This window comes from Cupriavidus pinatubonensis (assembly GCF_019602855.1).
Taxonomy (GTDB): Bacteria; Pseudomonadota; Gammaproteobacteria; order Burkholderiales; family Burkholderiaceae; genus Cupriavidus; species Cupriavidus pinatubonensis.
This window is the reverse complement of sequence record NZ_CP080769.1, coordinates 573,978-587,442: the sequence shown is the minus strand read 5'-3', so window position 1 is coordinate 587,442 and position 13,465 is coordinate 573,978. Positions and strand designations below refer to the sequence as shown.

At 58.9% G+C, this 13,465-nt stretch carries 15 protein-coding genes and 1 pseudogene; 7 read left to right on the top strand and 9 right to left on the bottom strand.

The annotated features are described in order from the left end of the window. Nucleotides 1-4: 4 nt before the first annotated feature. The 3 genes and pseudogenes from K2O51_RS34545 to K2O51_RS34535 all read left to right on the top strand — a co-directional run. Nucleotides 5-103: pseudogene (locus K2O51_RS34545) on the top strand (IS5/IS1182 family transposase); the annotation flags it as partial. Nucleotides 104-245: 142 nt separating this feature from the next. Continuing rightward, nucleotides 246-695, top strand: coding sequence for a Mu transposase C-terminal domain-containing protein (locus K2O51_RS34540; RefSeq protein ID WP_220632328.1), 450 nt, complete (start codon nucleotides 246-248; stop codon nucleotides 693-695). A 19-nt stretch (nucleotides 696-714) separates the two neighbouring features. Further along, nucleotides 715-1,914 carry an MFS transporter gene (locus K2O51_RS34535; RefSeq protein WP_245002011.1) on the top strand — a complete coding sequence of 400 codons (1,200 nt, stop codon included), beginning with the start codon at nucleotides 715-717 and terminating at the stop codon, nucleotides 1,912-1,914. Between the two features lie 12 nt (nucleotides 1,915-1,926). Here K2O51_RS34535 and K2O51_RS34530 read toward each other — a convergent pair whose 3' ends face one another. Beyond that, nucleotides 1,927-2,442 (bottom strand): aspartate carbamoyltransferase, encoded by a 516-nt coding sequence (locus K2O51_RS34530; protein ID WP_425333014.1) that lies wholly within the window; start codon nucleotides 2,440-2,442, stop codon nucleotides 1,927-1,929. A 308-nt stretch (nucleotides 2,443-2,750) separates the two neighbouring features. Between K2O51_RS34530 and K2O51_RS34525 the strand changes: the two genes are divergently transcribed. Continuing rightward, entirely contained in the window at nucleotides 2,751-3,134 is a 384-nt protein-coding gene (locus K2O51_RS34525) for a hypothetical protein (protein ID WP_245002010.1), read from the top strand. Between the two features lie 158 nt (nucleotides 3,135-3,292). On the opposite strand, the gene ppk2 is transcribed toward K2O51_RS34525, so the two are convergent. The 8 genes from ppk2 to K2O51_RS34485 form a co-directional block, all read right to left on the bottom strand. Further along, nucleotides 3,293-4,090, bottom strand: a complete 798-nt coding sequence (ppk2, locus tag K2O51_RS34520; RefSeq protein WP_011295948.1) for a polyphosphate kinase 2 — start codon at nucleotides 4,088-4,090, stop codon at nucleotides 3,293-3,295. After that, the gene (ftsH, locus tag K2O51_RS34515; RefSeq protein ID WP_220632078.1) at nucleotides 4,077-6,017 is read right to left on the bottom strand and encodes an ATP-dependent zinc metalloprotease FtsH; all 1,941 of its coding nucleotides are present in this window, start codon (nucleotides 6,015-6,017) and stop codon (nucleotides 4,077-4,079) included. The genes ppk2 and ftsH overlap by 14 nt, the downstream gene beginning before the upstream one ends. Nucleotides 6,018-6,173: 156 nt before the next feature. Continuing rightward, complete coding sequence (locus tag K2O51_RS34510) at nucleotides 6,174-6,443, bottom strand: DUF5676 family membrane protein (protein WP_342394114.1); 270 nt, start codon at nucleotides 6,441-6,443, stop codon at nucleotides 6,174-6,176. Between the two features lie 128 nt (nucleotides 6,444-6,571). Continuing rightward, nucleotides 6,572-6,886: a DUF2933 domain-containing protein gene (locus K2O51_RS35465; RefSeq protein ID WP_084792044.1), complete on the bottom strand. Its 315-nt coding sequence runs from the start codon at nucleotides 6,884-6,886 to the stop codon at nucleotides 6,572-6,574. A 29-nt stretch (nucleotides 6,887-6,915) separates the two neighbouring features. Continuing rightward, complete coding sequence (locus K2O51_RS35460; RefSeq protein WP_245002050.1) at nucleotides 6,916-7,035, bottom strand: YHS domain-containing protein; 120 nt, start codon at nucleotides 7,033-7,035, stop codon at nucleotides 6,916-6,918. Between the two features lie 203 nt (nucleotides 7,036-7,238). Then, nucleotides 7,239-7,460, bottom strand: a complete 222-nt coding sequence (locus K2O51_RS34495; protein WP_220632077.1) for a hypothetical protein — start codon at nucleotides 7,458-7,460, stop codon at nucleotides 7,239-7,241. Continuing rightward, nucleotides 7,457-9,841 (bottom strand): heavy metal translocating P-type ATPase, encoded by a 2,385-nt coding sequence (locus K2O51_RS34490; RefSeq protein WP_049796613.1) that lies wholly within the window; start codon nucleotides 9,839-9,841, stop codon nucleotides 7,457-7,459. Before K2O51_RS34490 ends, K2O51_RS34495 begins: the two co-directional genes overlap by 4 nt. A 211-nt stretch (nucleotides 9,842-10,052) precedes the next feature. Further along, the gene (locus K2O51_RS34485) at nucleotides 10,053-11,237 is read right to left on the bottom strand and encodes a methionine adenosyltransferase (protein WP_220632076.1); all 1,185 of its coding nucleotides are present in this window, start codon (nucleotides 11,235-11,237) and stop codon (nucleotides 10,053-10,055) included. 248 nt (nucleotides 11,238-11,485) lie between these two features. On the opposite strand from K2O51_RS34485, the gene K2O51_RS34480 reads away from it, so the two are divergent. The 3 genes from K2O51_RS34480 to K2O51_RS34470 are packed head-to-tail and all read left to right on the top strand — an operon-like array spanning nucleotide 11,486 to nucleotide 13,424. Beyond that, entirely contained in the window at nucleotides 11,486-12,076 is a 591-nt protein-coding gene (locus tag K2O51_RS34480; protein WP_245002049.1) for a LemA family protein, read from the top strand. Beyond that, nucleotides 12,073-12,924 (top strand): TPM domain-containing protein, encoded by an 852-nt coding sequence (locus K2O51_RS34475; protein WP_011295953.1) that lies wholly within the window; start codon nucleotides 12,073-12,075, stop codon nucleotides 12,922-12,924. The genes K2O51_RS34480 and K2O51_RS34475 overlap by 4 nt, the downstream gene beginning before the upstream one ends. Next, nucleotides 12,918-13,424 carry a TPM domain-containing protein gene (locus K2O51_RS34470; protein ID WP_011295954.1) on the top strand — a complete coding sequence of 169 codons (507 nt, stop codon included), beginning with the start codon at nucleotides 12,918-12,920 and terminating at the stop codon, nucleotides 13,422-13,424. Before K2O51_RS34475 ends, K2O51_RS34470 begins: the two co-directional genes overlap by 7 nt. The last annotated feature ends 41 nt before the right edge of the window (nucleotides 13,425-13,465 follow it).

The window sequence follows — 13,465 nt, the reverse complement described above, 5'->3', positions numbered from 1 at the left end:
GGGGATGAGCGCGCCGATCATTGACGATGAGTTGTGGGCACTGATCGAACCTTTGCTGCCGCCGCCGAAACCACGACGCAAGAAATATCCAGGCCGGCGCCCGGCGCGACGCCATACTCCGCGTGGTCGACGTTGTCTGAAGCATCGAAGCCGCGACTTCTTCCCGACTCAGTTGCTGAAGAACTTCGCTTCCTCATTCAGTTCCTGCCGATGAGCCGACGCACCATCCAGGCTGACGGCTTGACCTGTTCTATCTGCACTATTGGCATCCGATCTTCACCGCCTGGCGGGCAGCTAACCGTCGCGTCGTGGTGCGCTACCATCCAGAGGACCTATCGAGAATCTTCGTCAGTGCCGATGGCAAGGAATACGTTGAGGCAAGCTTTGCCGACTTGCGGCGTGGCCGAATCTCCCTGTGGGAGCAACAGGCGGTACTGATGCATCTCCGGTCGCAGGGAAAATCCCTCGTCACGGAGTCTGCGATCTTCAACGCGATCGCCGCACAACGCAGCATCGTAGAGGGGGCAACAGCGAAGCGGCGATCGGCAGACAGACACGGCAGAGCAGGGCAGACGTCACCTTTCCCGGCGAGCGGGCCGTCCAGTGAGCAGGCGAAATCCCCCGATGCGTCATCGCCAACGCCGGATGTCGACTACAGCAAGCCGGCTCCAACTTATCACGTCGAGCAACTGTGATCAGGCAATGGGTGCTTCCTTGACACACCTTCTGCCGGAAGTCCGTTTTTTAGCAAAGAGCGACGACGATGTTCGGATTCTCGCTTTGGCTCGCGATCGATGGATCGACTATCCCCGCGCAACACAGGCGTTCAAGCTGTTGGACTGGATGGTGAAGATCCCGCCACGGCAGCGTATGCCGTGCGTGCTGCTGTATGGCGACTCGAACATCGGGAAGACCAAGGTCATCGCGAAATTTGAGCGACGCCACACTCCGGAATATGACGAAGAAAAGGGCGTCGAGCACCGGAAGATTGTGTCTATGCAAATGCCACCGACGCCCGACCAGAGCCGCTTCTACACATCGCTCCTGTTCGAGCTGGGAGCGCCGTTCAACGCCGCAGCGAAGCTAAGCGTACTCGAGAAGCTGAGTCGCGAGGTACTACGAGAAATTTCACCGCGCATGCTGGTTGTCGATGAAGTTCATCACCTCTTGGCGGGAAGTTATCGCGAGCAGCGCGCCTCACTAAACCTGCTCAAATTTCTGGCCAACGACCTCCAGATGACGATTGTTCTTGTGGGAACGCAAGATGCCGAGTTTGCACTGCAAACTGATTCGCAAATGAGCAGTCGCTTCGCACGCTTCGTGATGCCTCGATGGCAGGAGTCGGAAGCCTTCCGTGGTCTCCTGGCGGCATTCGAGCGCATTCTTCCTTTTGCCGTGGGTGCGGTGTTCACGCTGGCGCGCTTCAGTGAAGCATTCCTCGTGCTGAGGGCTCAGCATTTGGGCCTGCCACTGTTCCTCGTGCCTGTCGTTCTTGTGGCGATGAATCTTGTGTACTCCATCGCAGCTTATCCATTCGGGAAGCTGGCCGACCGTTACAGTCATACCAAACTCCTGGTATGGGGACTGGTGGTGCTGATAGCAGCTGACGTTGTGCTTGCCATGGGGGCGCACTGGTCGGTCGCGCTCGGCGGTGTTTTGCTCTGGGGGCTGCATATGGGAATGACGCAGGGGCTGCTGGCGACCATGGTCGCCGATACAGCGCCAGCTGACCTCAGGGGAACGGCGTTCGGTGTCTTCAATCTGGCTAGCGGGCTGGCGCTGTTGATTGCGAGCGCATTGGCCGGCTGGCTGTGGGACAGATTCGGAGCCGCCTTTACGTTCTACGGTGGTGCCATATTCAGCGGCGTGACAATCTGCCTGATTCTCACTGCAACATTCGACCGAAAACGGTAAGTCGGGTTCTCGTCAGTCTTGAGAATGGCCGCCATGATGATGCGCATGACCCTCCATTTCGTCTGCGCCGTGGTCGGAAACTTGCGCATCGAACCAGGCATGAAGAGCAGACACAAGAGAGGGCTCAGTAGCGCCGAAAGACAGCTCGCCGCCCCTTGCGACGTCAATGTATGTAATGGAAATTTGGCCCGGCTTCGCTGCCTTGAGTTGGGCAAGCCCTGGCATCTCGTTGCCATGTATGTGCGAAGGGCCTGAGAAATCGCCTGCTTGGAACTGCTTCTGGATGAGCTGTAGGTGTTCTCGCACCAATCGGACCTGCGTGGCATCGGACTTATCCTGCGCGACCACGCGCTGGGTTCCACCATCCCTCGTCTTGGTAAATACGTGGGTTGTGGCCTTTAGACTGAACGGCATCACGTCTGCACCTAACTTGGCGACTTCCGCCTGACGTTGGGTGTCAGCAGATTGCGCGGTGAGCGGCAGGCTGGAAAAGGCGGCAAGCGTAAAGCAAAGACTGAGCTTCTTCACGATGGGCTCCGGACTAAATAGGCAGTGCAGTTGTGTTGGGTCGGTCAGTTGGCAATTCGCCGGCCCCCGCCCATCCATGCGGCGGGGGCTAGTTGATGCAAATCAACTACCCCCGAGAGGAATCAACTAGGTTTGTAAGGGGCCATTGAACCTAATCGCAGCCAAGGAAAAATGCCATCATGGCAAAGAATCGGTGTGTTCCCCTTCTTATCATGCTGGCCGCCGTCGCCTGGGCTCCATTGTCATTCTCGGCGCCCCCAGCGAGCGGCCCTGGTAGACATGCCCCGGAGCCTCGTGACGACCCTGCGGTGGCAGCACAGAGCAATCCTGACCTCGATGCCCAGATTGCCCACCTACGCGCAATCCGGGAGCAGCTGTCGCAGGCCGAGAAGCCGGAAGAGCGGGATATGCTGATTGCCGAACGTGAAAAGGTCATGCAGGATGCCATGGCTACCGTGCGCAAGACCAGCGGAGTGCCCGGCCCGGGCGGGATGAATCCGCCTAGGGGAACGAGTCCCGCCCAGATGGGCTGTTATGACATGATAAGTCAGCACATGGCACTGATGGACGAAATGATGCTGGCGACGAAGGGCAATCAGGGCGGTATGGGGCCTGGCATGGGCCGGGGAATGGGCCGGGGAATGGGCCAAGGTATGGGTCAGAGCATGGGCGGCGGCAGGGTGGGCAAGTAACTCGCTCTTGCGTGGGACGGTGGCTCAGACCTCTCCTGAGGTAGCAGATTGAGTTTGATGCACCCCGCGAGCGCCCGGAACGGAAGGCAGGCCTCCAACCTCAATGATGCTGGTCATCATCTTATCCATTCTTGCTATTCACAGGTCCGAATCCGGCCTTACTTCGCAATGGCTCCGCTCTCCAGATGCTCATCTGCATAGGGAAACACGATTTCCGGGTCAGAGCGAATCAGCTCTGTGTCCTTATTTGCATAGTGCAGACGCGACAACAAATCCTTGATGACATTGAGGCGCGCGACGCGCTTGTCGTCGGCGCGGACGACATTCCACGGAACCATGCTGCTTGTTCGCTCGAACATCTGGTTTCGAGCCTTGCTGTACTTCTTCCATAGCGAGACAGCCTGCTCGTCGATGGGGCTGACTTTCCACTGCTTTAGAGGGTCTCGCCGGCGGCCTTCGATGCGCCTCTCCTGTTCGTCTTTGGTGATGTCCAGGTAGTACTTGATGAGGCGAATGCCTGAGCGCACCAGCATCCCTTCGAACTCCGGGACGCTCGACATGAACTCGTCATATTCCGCGTCGTTGCAGAAACCCATCACATGCTCGACACCCGCCCGATTGTACCAACTGCGATTGAAGAGTGTGAATTCACCGGCGGCAGGTAGCTCGGCGGCATAGCGCTGGAAGTACCAGGAACCTCGGTCGCGGTCGGAAGGCTTCCCAAGTGCGACTACACGGGTCTCGCGAGGACTGAGGTGCTCGACGATGCGTTTGATGGTGCCATCCTTCCCGGACGCGTCCCGGCCTTCAAAGAGGACCAGAATTCTGTCGTTGCAACAGATAAAGTGCTTCTGCAGCTTGACCAGCTCGATTTGAAGCAGGTGCAGACTCGCCTCGTACTCTTCATGGGAAAGGGCGCTTTTTTCAGATAGCGTCTCTTTGCTACTTGCTGTCATTTTCGTGGCTCCGTTTCTGTGAGCCGGATGTGCTGGCAACATCGGTCACTGGCCTCCCAGGTATCAGCGGTGTAACTTTGTCGGAGAGGAGCAAGTCCAAAGCTGGTCGCTCCACGACCTCCTGTTCGAGCAGTAGCTTCGCCAGCGCATCGAGCCGGTGACGATTCTCCATCAGAGTCTGCTTTACCCGCTTGCTCGCGTCAGTCAGAAGCTGGCGGACTTCGGCATCAATCAGTTGCGCTGTATTCTCGCTGTACTCTTTGCGGTCTCTTGGCATCATGCCTGCTCCCATGAACATGGAATTGGGCATCTCCTCGTAGGTTGCGAGTCCGAGCTGTTCGCTCATGCCAAACTGCGTAATCATCTGGCGGGCCATATCGGTGGCGCGCTGAAGGTCGTTCTGGGCGCCGGTGGAGACATCACCGAAGATGATTTGCTCGGCAATGCGTCCCCCGAGCAGAACATCGAGCCGGTCAAGGAGCTCACTCTGTTTCAGGAGATATCGGTCCTCGGTCGGGGTCTGCTGTGTATAGCCAAGTGCGGCCACGCCACGGGGAATGATGGAGACCTTCGATACGCGGTCAGCGCGTGGACGCAACTCTGCCACGATGGCGTGACCCGCTTCGTGGTAGGCGATGGTCTCCTTCTCCTGCTGATTCATTACGCGATTCTTCTTCTCAAGGCCTCCGATAATGCGGTCCAGCGCATCGTCGAAGTCGGCCATTTCCACGGCATCCTTACCTTTGCGAGCTGCCAGCAATGCCGCCTCATTGACGAGGTTGGCGAGATCTGCGCCGGCGAATCCAGGTGTGCGCGCGGCCAGCTTCTTCAGCTCGACAGTGGGCGCCAGAACGACGTTCTTGATGTGGACCTTGAGGATCTGCTCGCGCCCCTTCAAGTCGGGCCGGTCCAGTGCGATGTGGCGGTCAAATCGACCTGGTCTCAACAGTGCTGGGTCGAGAATTTCAGGCCGGTTGGTGGCCGCCATGATGATGACGCCCTTGTTAGTATCAAAGCCATCCATCTCAACCAGTAATTGGTTCAGGGTCTGTTCGCGTTCATCGTTACCGGTCACTGCTCCGAGGGCACGAGTCTTGCCCAGCGCGTCCAGTTCGTCGATGAAGATGATGCACGGTGCCTTGGTTTCCGCCTGGTTGAACAGGTCACGTACCCGCGCGGCCCCCACGCCGACAAACATCTCAACGAACTCCGAACCGCTCATGCTGAAGAACGGCACGCCGGCTTCACCGGCTACCGCCTTGGCCAGCAGTGTCTTGCCCGTGCCCGGCGCGCCGAGAAGCAATACGCCTTTGGGAATCTTTCCGCCCAGGCGCCGGTAGCGCTGGGGGTCCTTCAGGAAGTTGACGATTTCGGCGAGCTCCTCTTTGGCCTCGTCGATGCCGGCGACGTCAGCGAACGTGACGCCGGTCTCTTTCTGCATGTAGACCTTGGCTTTGCTCTTGCCAATCTCTAGCATTCCGCCGGCGGCACCGCCCATCCGCTTGATGAGAAAGCTCCAGACGACAAAGAAGAGCATGGCGGGAACCACCCAGGACAGCAGCGTACCAATCCACTTGTTATCGGCCTGGCCTACGAAACGCACTTTGGCAGATTCGAGTTCTTGGACCAGATTCGGGTCATTTACCCGGAGCGTGGAAAACGGGTGGTCTCCCTTACCCTGACGTTGCATCTCTTCGACCTGCGGCTTGGGAAGCAAATTCTCAATGCCATCAGTGTTGACCGTACCCGTGATGACCCCCTCTCCCAGGGTAAGCTCCTTGAGCTTGCCTGCCTTGAGCAGGACCTTGAAGTCGCTGTAGGGCAACGTCTCGACATGGGACGAGAATAGGACGCTCTGAAGGATGAGCATCGCCGAGACTGTCAGGAGCAGATACCAGAGGGAAAACTGCTGTTGGCGCGGTTCCATGGGAGCCTTTTATCTTGTTGGCAATTGGCAGCCGGCGCTATTGGCTGCCGGCTGTCTGGCCAGAGGTGTAGTTGGGCTGGCTAAGGTCAGGAATGGAGGGCAAGGGACGTCAACATGTGGTGTGTAGTCCCTTGTCGGGCAGGCTGCTTCTGGGGGTTAGTTAGTCGTTTCCTCCCAGCATCTTTTGCAGCAATGCGAAGAAGGCACCGGCGGCGAAGACCAGACCGCGAACACGATGGCTGGATAGGCGACAGGCCACCAGGAAAACGGTTGGTCGGTCCGAAGGCGCCGGAAGTCGAGCCCGTGAAAGAGCGCGTTCATGAAGTTCATAAAGGGCTCGGGGAATGCCAGCCACACCAGAGTACACAAGGCATAAAAGAGAACGACGGTGGCCGACAGGGTCACGCCGGTCTTGAAGGGCTTCATAGCTGCCTCCAGATGCAAGTCAAGCACGTATTGCGCTCAATGTGGGCGGGTCCGTGGGATATTGCTGCTCAAGTGCGGAATAAACGCGGGGTGTTCTGCTGCGATACTCCTCGTACTCCTGGCCGAACTCAGCCAGTGCATCTTGCTCTTCCGCCTTGGCAAGGTGGACGTACATCCAGACCAGGATGGGGAACATCACCAGGGTGAGTATCGTTGGCCACTACAGCAGAAAGCCGAACATAATGACTGTGCCTATGCCCGTGATGCATGAACATGTGCATCAGCGGGCAGACGGACAAAAGGAGGAACGGTAAGAACTGAATGACATGCGCCCGGTGTTCGGTCCATAGGAAGTAGGCAATCACCAGAAGAAAGCCAATCAGGGCGACCTTGGACCTCGAAACCGTTCGCTGTGCGTCATGATTGTCGTGGTCGTGGTTCATACTTTCCTCCTATGGAGAGAAGGGTTCGTCTAGCAGCAGTCGTGATGGCGATGATGGCGGTGTACGTATCGCTCAGGGTCTTGCTGAAATATTGCCCGTGAACTTTCGGACTCGAAGAAGTACGTCTTCCCTTCGAAATTCGCTGTGATAGCGTGCGCAATGCCGACCTTGTTACCGGTGACCGGGTCATCTGCAGTGGGGCTGTACTGCTGAGTTGTGGAGCGTTGCCCGCCGTCTTGATTGGTTCGAGGGCTCGTGAATCTTTGCCACGCTACCAGGGCCCGATACCCATTCCGCTAAGCACCAACCACGTGAGATTCTGTGAGAGCCAGTTCATGGTTAGTTCTCCTCGTCAAGGATTGCCTCGGGCCTTACGCTCGCGCTCCACGGCCTGTTGAATGTCGCGTTCGCACTGACTGGAAGGACGCCAAGTCACCCACGCGACTATGATTGGGCAGGAGAGCAGAAGGATTGCGACCAGTATCGAGAGTAGTGAAATGCCAAACCAGTACACGATGGCGACGGCAAGCAACGTTGCCAATGCTGCGCAAAGCCAGGCTACGGTATGTTTCATGTCACCTCCGTACTGGCCTGGCCAAGTCGCACACGCTTAAGCAATGCCGAGTTGGCCACGACGCTCAATGAGGACAGCGCCATGGCCGCCGCCGCGAAGATAGGGTTCAACAGCCCGAATGCCGCGACTGGAATGCCGATGGAGTTGTAGATGAACGCCCAGAACAGGTTCTGCTTGATTTTGCGCATCGTGGCGCGCGAGAGTTGGATGGACGCCACGACATCACGTACGTCGTCGCGGATAAGGATGATGCTTCCCGTCTCCTTGGCCACGTCCGAGCCAGAGCCGATAGCGATACCGATGTCGGCCGCTGCCAGTGCTGGCGCGTCGTTCACGCCATCGCCCACCATTGCCACGACCTCACCCTGTCTCTGAAGGTCTTGGATGGTTTGGACCTTGTCCTCTGGCATGACTTCGGCAATCACGCGGTCGATGCCCACCTGCCGGCCGATGGCTTCGGCCGTCCGATGATTGTCGCCGCTCAGAAGGACCACTTTGACGTTGCGCGACTTCAAGGCGGTGACAGCGTCAGCTGCCTCCGGCTTCACCGTATCCGCCACGGCCACCACGCCAAGCAGGCTGGTGCCGGCGCCAACTAGCATGCCCGTTTTACCATCTGCTTCGAGCTTGCCGAGTACAGCTTCAGCCTCTTTGGTTGCAATCCCTTGCTTTGCAAACAGGCGCCGGTTGCCGAGCCAAACCTGCTGACCGTCGACCAGGCCTTGAATGCCCATGCCAGACAAGGCGCTAATGCCGCTCGCCTTGGGAATCGCGACGCCGCGATGTTGGGCAGCGCGCACGACGGCCTCGCCCAGAGGATGCTCTGACCCACTTTCGACGGCGGCCGCTAGGGTCAACAGAGTTGATTCCTCGTTGTTCGAGAATGAGATGACATCGGTGACTGTAGGCTCTCCGCGAGTAATCGTTCCTGTCTTGTCAAAGACGACCGCCGTCAGCTTTTCGGCACGCTCCAGCACTTCACCACCGCGAATCAGAATGCCGTTGTCCGCCCCCTTGCCGACGCCGACCATCAGCGCCGCCGGTGTCGCGACACCGAGGGCACACGGGCAAGAGATAATCAGGACCGCCACAAATGCGAGCAGCCCGTGCGGGAAATGCCCCGCCACGGACCACCCGACCAAGGCCAGCAACGCCACCGAGACAACTGCCGGAACGAAGTAGCCGGTGACCTGGTCCGCCAACCGCTGAATCTGGGCAGTACTGGCCTGTGCGTCCTCGACCATCTTGATAATCTGGGCGAGCGCGGTATCAGCCCCAATCTTCGTCGCTTGGAAGGTAAAGGCACCGCTGCGGTTCAGTGTGCCGCCAATGACGGCAGTACCTGGCTTCTTCTCGACAGGCATCGATTCGCCGGTCAGCATCGATTCGTCGACGCTGGACTCGCCCTCGATGACCTTGCCGTCAGTGGGAATCTTTTCTCCCGGGCGCACGATGACCGATTCGCCGACCATGATGCTTTCCGCTGGAATCTCTACTTCTTTCCCGTCCCGGATGACGTGGGCGACGGCGGGGCGCAGGTCGAGCAGTCGGCGGACGGCGGCAGACGACTTCTTCTTGATGATTTCTTCCATGTACTTGCCCAGCAGTACAAAGGCAATAATCACGGCCGACACTTCGAAGTAGACGTCCCGTTCTTCCACCTTCACGGGTAACCACGAGGGAAAGAACAGCACTACCACGCTGTAGAAGTACGCAACGGACGTCCCCAGTGCGATGAGGAAGTCCATGTTGATATTGCGCGTTCGGACCGCGTTCCACGCGCCCTTATAGAAGCTCCAGCCGCCAATGAACTGGACCGGCGTGACCAGCAGGAATAGCCACATCCCCCACGTGAACCACGGCAATGCGGGAATCGGCGCCCAAGTCAGAAGGGTCGCGCCGGCCGCTAGTGCCAGGAAGGCACCAGCCCGTAATACCGCGAGAGCGAGGACGCCCGTGAGCGCGATGGTCACGCGCGTCTTCATGGCCTTCAGCTCGCTCTCGGGCGACTCGAAAGTCCGTAGGCAGCTTTCACTGCAAAAGTAGTACTTGCGGTTGCCGCGCTCGGTCGACAGGGCCGTGGCCTTGTCGACCATCATTCCGCAGATGGGGTCCTTAGCCAGTTGCTTCGCACCGCTGGCGGCCGGCGTGGCAGCGGCCGTTGTGGGTGTCGAAGCACCTACCCGAGCATGCTCGTGAGATGGATGGGGAATGTATTGAGCAGGATTTGCGAGGAAGGTTTTCTCGCAGTGACTTGAACAGAACCAATAGCGCCGCTGGTCGACTTCTGCACTGGCTGCGGCTTCGCCCGGGGAAATCTCCATGCCGCATACCGGGTCTCGCACTCGCTGTTGGCGCGCGGTTTCAACTTGGCCGGTCATGTGCTGCCCACCAGCAACACCGAGCTCTTCCACGGAAGGGGTAGCGGACTTAGTTGGCATCCCATCCTCCTGGGGGCGATTGGTGGGCCTGCAACAGATGAGTTACATTTTCAGTATGGGGTGCTGAGAAGTGTGGCTCTTGATGCCAATCAAGGAATGCGAAGGCCGCGAGGCAAGGGCCGCGTAGATTTTGGACGGGGGCAATTGAGATTTAGAACACCGGCACCGCTTCAGTCGCCAGGTCCCTGACCAACGTGGGAATGTTGGCCAACTGTTGCCGGAGGAGGTCACGGATTTCCCGCTGCTCGTCGGGCGAGAGTCCCTCTTCAGCCACGACATCGATGGCTGCCAGTTGTGGCTGGTCGATTGGGCGGCCGATGCCGGACAGTAGCCGCACCACAACCTGGTTGACGCCATCCACATCTGCCGCGATGCGCGCAGCCAACTGATGGGCGAGCACGTTGTAAAGCTTGCCAACATGCGCCGCCGGGTTCTTTCCTGCTGCAGCTTCCAAAGACATTGGCCGATACGGGGTAATCAAGCCGTTGACCCGGTTTCCGCGACCGACCTGACCGTCATCGCCGTGCTCCGCGCTCAGGCCCGTGACGGTCAGGTAGATGCCACTTTCATCACCGGCATCGCTGTCGTCTAGGGTATTGATGGCAATCTCAATCGTCGGTTCGATGCGTTCTGTGAGGTATGACGCAATCTGACCCTTCACAGTGAAGTATTCGTCAACCGTGCTGATATAGCGGTCCACAAAGGCCAGCGCAATAGTGAGACGGTGATGCCCATCGAGCCGGCTGCCCATGACTTTGAAGTCATGCCCGGTTCCCTTAAAAGAGTCCTTAAGTTCACGTGAACGCAGTATTTGCGCAACCGACAGTACAGCCCTTTCGAGGCTGGAGAGTGGCGCGTACCCGACACCAAAGGACGTGTCATTCGACAGTGGGATGGATGATGTGCCAGTCACGCGTCGGAGGTTTGGGGCCGAAGGGCGGAGTATGGGCTCTACCCGGATGTCGTCGCCGACCCTGCCTAAGCTGGCCGCGAGGTAGTCACGAATGGCCTGCTCAACGATTCGCTCAGCCTTGGCAGAAGGCAGTTCCGTGACAGGGCCCGACACCAGCAAGCGCATCGGTCGCAGGAGCTGTCCGCCACCGAATTTTGGCGCACTCATGCCGCCGATGAGGAGCGCCTTGTCGAGATTGAAATGCTGGATAGCGCCATAGGCTTCCAGGTAGGCACGGCACAGGGCATGGGCCGCAGCCTCGACTGCTCCGTCGCAAAGGCTGTCCGGGTGTCCGACGCCTTTGTGCTCGCACATCTCAGTCGATTCCGTCCACCACGATGGTGCACTGGAGACGGAAATCACAAGGTTCTCGGTGGTCGGCATCACTCACTCCAGTCACAAAGGCACCATATGACCATTCTATGTAGCTGCGCCAGGCGGGCCGAAGTTCGACCCCGCCGCCGCCGCCGTTGAGGCAAATCAAGCAAGCAGCCCGCTGCCCGCCCTAGGATGAGTGATGGAAACCCGATTTTCGATAGTGCTGCCTGTGGCCGTGGTGTTACCCCATGCAGTCGATGGCAGCGAACGGAGGGAGGCGTCTCGTGCGCAAGCTATGGTTGGCACTAACGGCAATGTTGGCGATAAGTCTGGCAGGGTGTGGCTACAACACCATCCAGCAGCAGGATGAGCAGGTCAAAGCGAGCTGGTCGGAGGTAGTGAACCAGTACCAGCGCCGCGCCGACCTGGTGCCCAATCTGGTGAACACCGTGAAGGGCTACGCCAGCCATGAGCGCGAGGTGCTGACAGCGGTGACCGAGGCGCGAGCGCGTGTTGGGGCCATTCAGGTTACGCCTGAAACGTTGAACGACCCGAAGGCATTTGCCCAATTTCAGGTCGCACAACAGCAGTTGTCCGGGACTTTGTCGAGGCTCCTCGCTGTTTCCGAAAACTATCCGCAGTTGAAGGCCGATGCGGGCTTCAGGGATTTGCAGTCCCAGCTCGAGGGTACCGAGAATCAGATTACCGTCGCGCGCAACCGGTATATCCAATTGGTGCAGGCCTACAACGTGACCGTGCGCTCGATACCGTCCAACCTGACGGCAATAGCCTTTGGTTACAAGGAAAAGCCTAACTTCACGGTTGCCAGTGAATCGGCGATAGCCAAGCCACCGCAGGTTGACGTCGGCTCGCCTCCCGCCAGTGCCCCAGGGGGTGCCAAGTGAAGTGGCTTTCGGCCGCAAGAGGCTGGCTTCTTGCCGCTCTGACCTTTGTGTCCCTGGGCGCTGCCGCCGACGTCGCAGTGCCTTCGCTGACATCGCGCGTGACCGACCTGACCGGCACGCTCACCAGTGAGCAACAAGCGGCGCTGGAGCAGAGGCTGGAGGCGTTCGAATCCGAAAAAGGGAGCCAAGTAGCGGTTCTGATGGTTCCCACTACGCAACCCGAAGCCATCGAGCAATATTCCATCCGCGTGGTCGAGAAATGGAAGCTTGGGCGCAAAGGTGCAGATGATGGAGCCCTGCTCATTATCGCGAAAGACGACCGAACCATGCGTATCGAGGTCGGCTATGGCCTCGAAGGCGTTCTCACCGATGCCATGAGCAAGCGCATCATCAGCGATGACATTGTTCCTCGATTCAGGCAGGGCGACTTTTACAGCGGGGTGACAATCGGCGTTGAGCGCATCATGGGCGTTATCAATGGCGAGGAGTTGCCGCCACCGAAGCGAGCGCGCGGCCGAGAGTCTGACCCGGTCCGGCAGTTCATGCCGGTCATCTTGCTGCTCACGGTGGTATTGGGTGGGCTGCTGCGTTCTTTCCTGGGTAGAGGCCCCGGTGCTGTGGCTGCCGGTGGTGTGGTGGGCGTCATCGGCTGGCTGATATCCGGCGCCATTGCGGTGGGGCTTGTCGCTGGCGCCATCGCGCTCTGCTTCACGCTGTTCGGCGGCTCTCATACGGGCTGGCTCGGAATCGGCGGGCGGTCGGGAGGCTTCGGAGGCGGGTCCGGGCGCGGTGGGTTCGGCGGCGGTGGTGGCGGCTTTGGCGGCGGAGGGGCCTCCGGCAGATGGTGATGGCAAATATCAAGCGCATTGCGAAGCATCTGCTAATGACGCACTGGCAAGTCAGGTGGACTTTTCCGCGCGAAACCTTGCTCGCAATCGAGCAGGCCATTGCCGCCAGCGAGTCAACGCATATTGGTCAGCTCAGGTTCGCCGTAGAAGGTGCATTGAGCTTTGCGGCGCTGGTCAGAGGCCTCACAGCGCGCGAGCGTGCAATCGAGGTCTTTTCGCAGCTGCATGTCTGGGACACCGAACACAACAATGGTGTCCTGGTTTATTTGTTGTTGGCCGACCGCTGCGTCGAGATTGTTGCCGACCGTGGCATCCATGCCCGGGTCCCGCAAGAAGAGTGGGATGCCATCTGCCGCGAGATGGAGATGGCTTTCCGCCGCTCGGAATATCAACGCGGTGTCATCGCAGGCATACAGGCCATCGGCCAACATCTTGAAAGGCATTTTCCTGCGCGCGAGAGCGTCGAAAATGAGCTGCGCGATAAGCCAGTGATTCTGTGAGTTGGGATGACAGGTAGTGCAGGCAGAACTCTCGCAGGGGA

What these genes read in the sequence shown, in the direction of transcription:
- ppk2 (WP_011295948.1), bottom strand. Translation starts at nt 4,090, where the DNA reads ATGACAGCAAGTAGCAAAGAGACGCTATCTGAAAAAAGCGCCCTTTCC.
- ftsH (WP_220632078.1), bottom strand. Translation starts at nt 6,017, where the DNA reads ATGGAACCGCGCCAACAGCAGTTTTCCCTCTGGTATCTGCTCCTGACA.
- K2O51_RS34510 (WP_342394114.1), bottom strand. Translation starts at nt 6,443, where the DNA reads ATGAAGCCCTTCAAGACCGGCGTGACCCTGTCGGCCACCGTCGTTCTC.
- K2O51_RS35465 (WP_084792044.1), bottom strand. Translation starts at nt 6,886, where the DNA reads ATGAACCACGACCACGACAATCATGACGCACAGCGAACGGTTTCGAGG.
- K2O51_RS34495 (WP_220632077.1), bottom strand. Translation starts at nt 7,460, where the DNA reads ATGAAACATACCGTAGCCTGGCTTTGCGCAGCATTGGCAACGTTGCTT.
- K2O51_RS34490 (WP_049796613.1), bottom strand. Translation starts at nt 9,841, where the DNA reads ATGACCGGCCAAGTTGAAACCGCGCGCCAACAGCGAGTGCGAGACCCG.
- K2O51_RS34485 (WP_220632076.1), bottom strand. Translation starts at nt 11,237, where the DNA reads ATGCCGACCACCGAGAACCTTGTGATTTCCGTCTCCAGTGCACCATCG.
- K2O51_RS34480 (WP_245002049.1), top strand. Translation starts at nt 11,486, where the DNA reads ATGTTGGCGATAAGTCTGGCAGGGTGTGGCTACAACACCATCCAGCAG.
- K2O51_RS34470 (WP_011295954.1), top strand. Translation starts at nt 12,918, where the DNA reads ATGGTGATGGCAAATATCAAGCGCATTGCGAAGCATCTGCTAATGACG.